4 protein-coding genes are annotated in these 3521 nt (G+C 64.3%); 2 read left to right on the top strand and 2 right to left on the bottom strand.

All coding sequences use genetic code 11. The annotated features are described in order from the left end of the window. A partial coding sequence (locus ACLP4W_RS29300; RefSeq protein ID WP_442390974.1) for a WS/DGAT domain-containing protein occupies nt 1-632 on the top strand: 632 nt, incomplete at its 5' end. Nucleotides 633-801: 169 nt separating this feature from the next. Next, on the top strand, nt 802-1266 hold the full coding sequence (locus tag ACLP4W_RS29295; RefSeq protein ID WP_442390972.1) for a cyclic nucleotide-binding domain-containing protein: 465 nt from the start codon (nt 802-804) through the stop codon (nt 1264-1266). A 50-nt stretch (nt 1267-1316) separates the two neighbouring features. On the opposite strand, the gene ACLP4W_RS29290 is transcribed toward ACLP4W_RS29295, so the two are convergent. Together ACLP4W_RS29290 and ACLP4W_RS29285 are read right to left on the bottom strand one after the other, a co-directional pair. Next, nucleotides 1317-2849: an Hsp70 family protein gene (locus tag ACLP4W_RS29290; RefSeq protein WP_442390970.1), complete on the bottom strand. Its 1533-nt coding sequence runs from the start codon at nt 2847-2849 to the stop codon at nt 1317-1319. 45 nt (nt 2850-2894) lie between these two features. Then, nucleotides 2895-3521, bottom strand: a 627-nt coding sequence (locus ACLP4W_RS29285) for a carbon starvation CstA family protein (protein ID WP_442390968.1), incomplete at its 5' end; no start/stop codon positions are given.

The following is a 3521-nucleotide window of genomic DNA, read 5'->3' as shown; positions in this document are numbered from 1 at the left end:
CCGTCAAACAGGCTTTCGGTGTGAAGCTGAATGACGTTGTCATGGCAATGGTTTCGGGCGCGATCCGCGGCTACCTGGAGGACCGGGGGGAACTTCCGGATCGGCCGCTGATCGCCCAGATTCCGGTATCGACCCACCGCGACAACTCGAAGGCCGGCAACCAGATCGCCTCGATGACGATGGGCCTGGCAACCAATGTGGCCGATGTGGCAGAGCGGGTGAAAGCGATTTACCGCAATTCTCAAGGCGCTAAGGAGATGGCCAAGGCCCTCACCGCTCATCAGATCATGGGCCTGACCGATACGACGCCGCCGGGCTTGCTTGCCTTGGCCGTCCGGGCATACACCGCAAGCCATCTCGGCGGGCGCGTCGCACCGATAAACCTGGTGATATCTAACGTCCCCGGACCCGACTTCCCCATTTATATGGCTGGCGCGGTGGTCGAAAGCCTGATGCCCATCGGGCCCCTGACGATGGAGGTGGGACTGAACGTCACCTGCTTCAGCTACCGCGGATCGATCGATTTCGGCTTTGTCAGCACCCCGGAGGTCGCCGACGATATCGACGAACTCGCAGACGCGATCGAGCCCGCCCTGACGCGGTTGGAAGAAGCCGCCGGCCTCGTGGCATGAGCAAAATGCGGCTCAGGGTAGTCAACGTCGTTGTGCTGCCGAGAAACCGCGCGCCGCGGCGCCCCAGCTTTGGTCCCAACCCGCAGTCGCTTTTCCGGATCGCAGACAAACGCCTCGAAGTCAACTATCGTCCATCTCAGGCATTAGGTACCGGTGAAGGGAACAGTCAGTGAGGACGCTAGAAGGCGTTCTGGCCGGGCATCCGTTCTTCAGTGGGATGGACCCGCGTTATCTGCAGTTGGCGGTCGGGTGTGCGGCAAACGTGCGCTTCAACGCCGGTGAGTTGATCTTCCGTGAAGGCCACCGGGCCGACCATTTCTACCTCATTCGCACCGGCAGGATCGCGCTCGAAACGCCGGTTCCCGGCCGCGGCGGCGTGACGGTGCAGACGCTCGGAGACGGGGATGTCCTCGGATGGTCGTGGTTGGTGCCGCCGTACAACTGGCGGTTCGATGCGCGGGCGGCTGAAATGACGCGAGCCATCGTCTTCGATGGCAAGTGCCTGCGCGAGAAGTGCGAAAGGGATCACGAACTCGGGTACGAGATGCAGAAGCGTGTCATCGCGGTTCTTGGAGAGCATCTCGATGCGACAAGGTTCCGGCTCTTAGACATCTACGCTGACGCCATCGAATGAGGATGCGGCCGGCTCGCCCCTGGTGATGTCGGCTGCATGGCGGGGCTGACTCACGAAGTCGGACAAGCACACCGTTCCAGGCGGAAGGTGCGTTCGAAGCCGGTCGGGTGCGTCGTCAGCGTCACTTCCACCGCGCCGCTGGGGGCGATGACGTAGCGCTCCTCGACGTCCGGTCCGTCGTTCCACCGGCCAACCGGCTGGCGCCCGAGGTCCTCCCGGTCGTGCAGGGCCGGGTCGAAGGGGAAGAGGACCGGGTCGTAGGGCGTCACGTCCCCGTCCGGACGGCCGTTGACGAGGCGGCTGCACTCCACGAACCGGAAGCGTCCGATGTTGTGCGCCGCTCGGTATGTCCGCCTCACCACCAGCGGGGTGTGCCCGTCGGCCGGGAGCGAGGCGTCCTTGAGCACGATCGGGTCGAAGACCACGTCGGTGCCGGCTTGGGCCTCGCGGAAAACCCCGAAGTGCCGCGAAAAGCGTTCGGACAAAGCGAAACCGGCCTCCTTGTCGAGGAAGACCGCCAGACCGATGGCCGTCGCCGCAAACGGGTGCGGTGAGCGCTTCACCCGCTTCTCGCCGAAGGTCGTGCGCAGCATCCGCCAGACCAGCGGGAAGCCCCCGGCCCCACCCACCACGTAGATCCCGGCCAACTCGGACCACGCCACGCCCTTGTCCTTGCCGCTTCGAGTCGGATCGTGCAAGACGCGCTGCAGGAGCTCGATTGTCCTGTCGACGAGCGGTGCACACACGGAGTAGACGTCGTCGATACCGCAGGAGAACGGGGGCCGGTCAACGCCGTCGACCACCGCGAGGTCCACCAGGAAGCGGCGCGTCTGCGGACCGACGGCCTCCTTGCGAACGGCGCACTCCTCTCTCAGCAGGTCGCGCGTGGCGGGATCGTTCTGCAGGTTCGACCGGGTGACGACGAGGTCGACGATCGCCTCGTCGAAGTCATCACCGCCGAGACGTTGGATGCCCTCGCTGATGACGACTTCGTTCGCGTGCCCGGTCATCTTGAGCAGCGACGCGTCGAACGTGCCACCGCCGAGGTCGTAGATGAGGACGTACTCGCGCTTGGCGGTGATGGTGGAGCGGTACCGATGGGAATATTCGAGGCTGGCGGCTGACGGCTCGTTCAGCAGCGCGACGACGTGGAAACCCGCGGCCACGAAGGCATCCAGTGTCAGGAGGCGCTGGGCGCTGGACGCGTTGGCCGGCACGCTGATCGCAGTCTCGATGGTCTCGCCCGGCACGACGCTGGCGTTCGAATGACGCTGCAGGTCGCTTTTCAGCGCAGCCAGAAAGCCGGTGAGAAGGTCGGCCAGGCGGTAATTGTGGCCGGCCAGACTCACCTCGGTCTGCGGCCCCGCCTCGTTGAGAAGGCGTTTGAACGATCGCAGCACCGACCATCCCGGCTTGTGGCGGACGGCGGCGGCGTCGAAACCGAACCGCAGCTCTCCGGCGGTGTTGGCGGCGATGATCGAAGGCCATGCATCCAGGCCGTCGAAGGAGACGACCGGATAATTGCCCCTGTCGACGGCCGCAACGACAGTGTGGGTGGTGCCAAAGTCGATGCCGACCCTCATTCCGCATGATCTTAGGAGGATGCCGGGCACTTCGGCACCGCGTCTTCATCCGGCGTGGCGCCCTGGGTGACCAGCCGACGTCAGCGGCTCCCATTGTCTTTGCAACTCTCGCTCCGCGGCGGTGGGAATAAGACCCGACGGCGCGAACAGTCTCGACGGCACCGGCTGATCCTCGGTCAACGGCCTGCCGCCGCCGCGAATTGCCCTGAGCGCGACGATTACTCCAACGATCAACACGATGACGACAACCAACGCGAAGAGAATCGACAGGGTGCCCTGAATGAAGGTATTCCTGATGACCTCGTCGATCTGATGGGTGTTCTTCGCCGAACCGAACGCCGTCTTGCCTGCTTGTTTGGCCGCCAAGTACTTATAGTGCTGTGTCCAGTAGCCGACGGCTGGGTCTGCGGAGAAGATTTTCTGCCACGATGCGGTCAGCGTGACCGCCAGGTCCCACACCAGCGGAATCCCGGGAATCCACGCCCACCTCAATAGGCCCTTCTTGATGACCACCACGGTTACGACGGTCAGCGCGATAGCCGCGAGCAGTTGGTTGGCAATACCGAACAGCGGAAACAGCGTATTGATGCCGCCCAGCGGATCACTCACGCCCATCAGCAGGACGCTGCCCCACGCCGCGGCCACGGCCAGGCTGCAGACCCATACGCCCGG

Origin of the sequence: Mycobacterium sp. (assembly GCF_052145595.1) — a bacterium.
GTDB lineage: Bacteria > Actinomycetota > Actinomycetes > Mycobacteriales > Mycobacteriaceae > Mycobacterium.
This window is presented reverse-complemented; position numbering and strand designations above follow the sequence as displayed.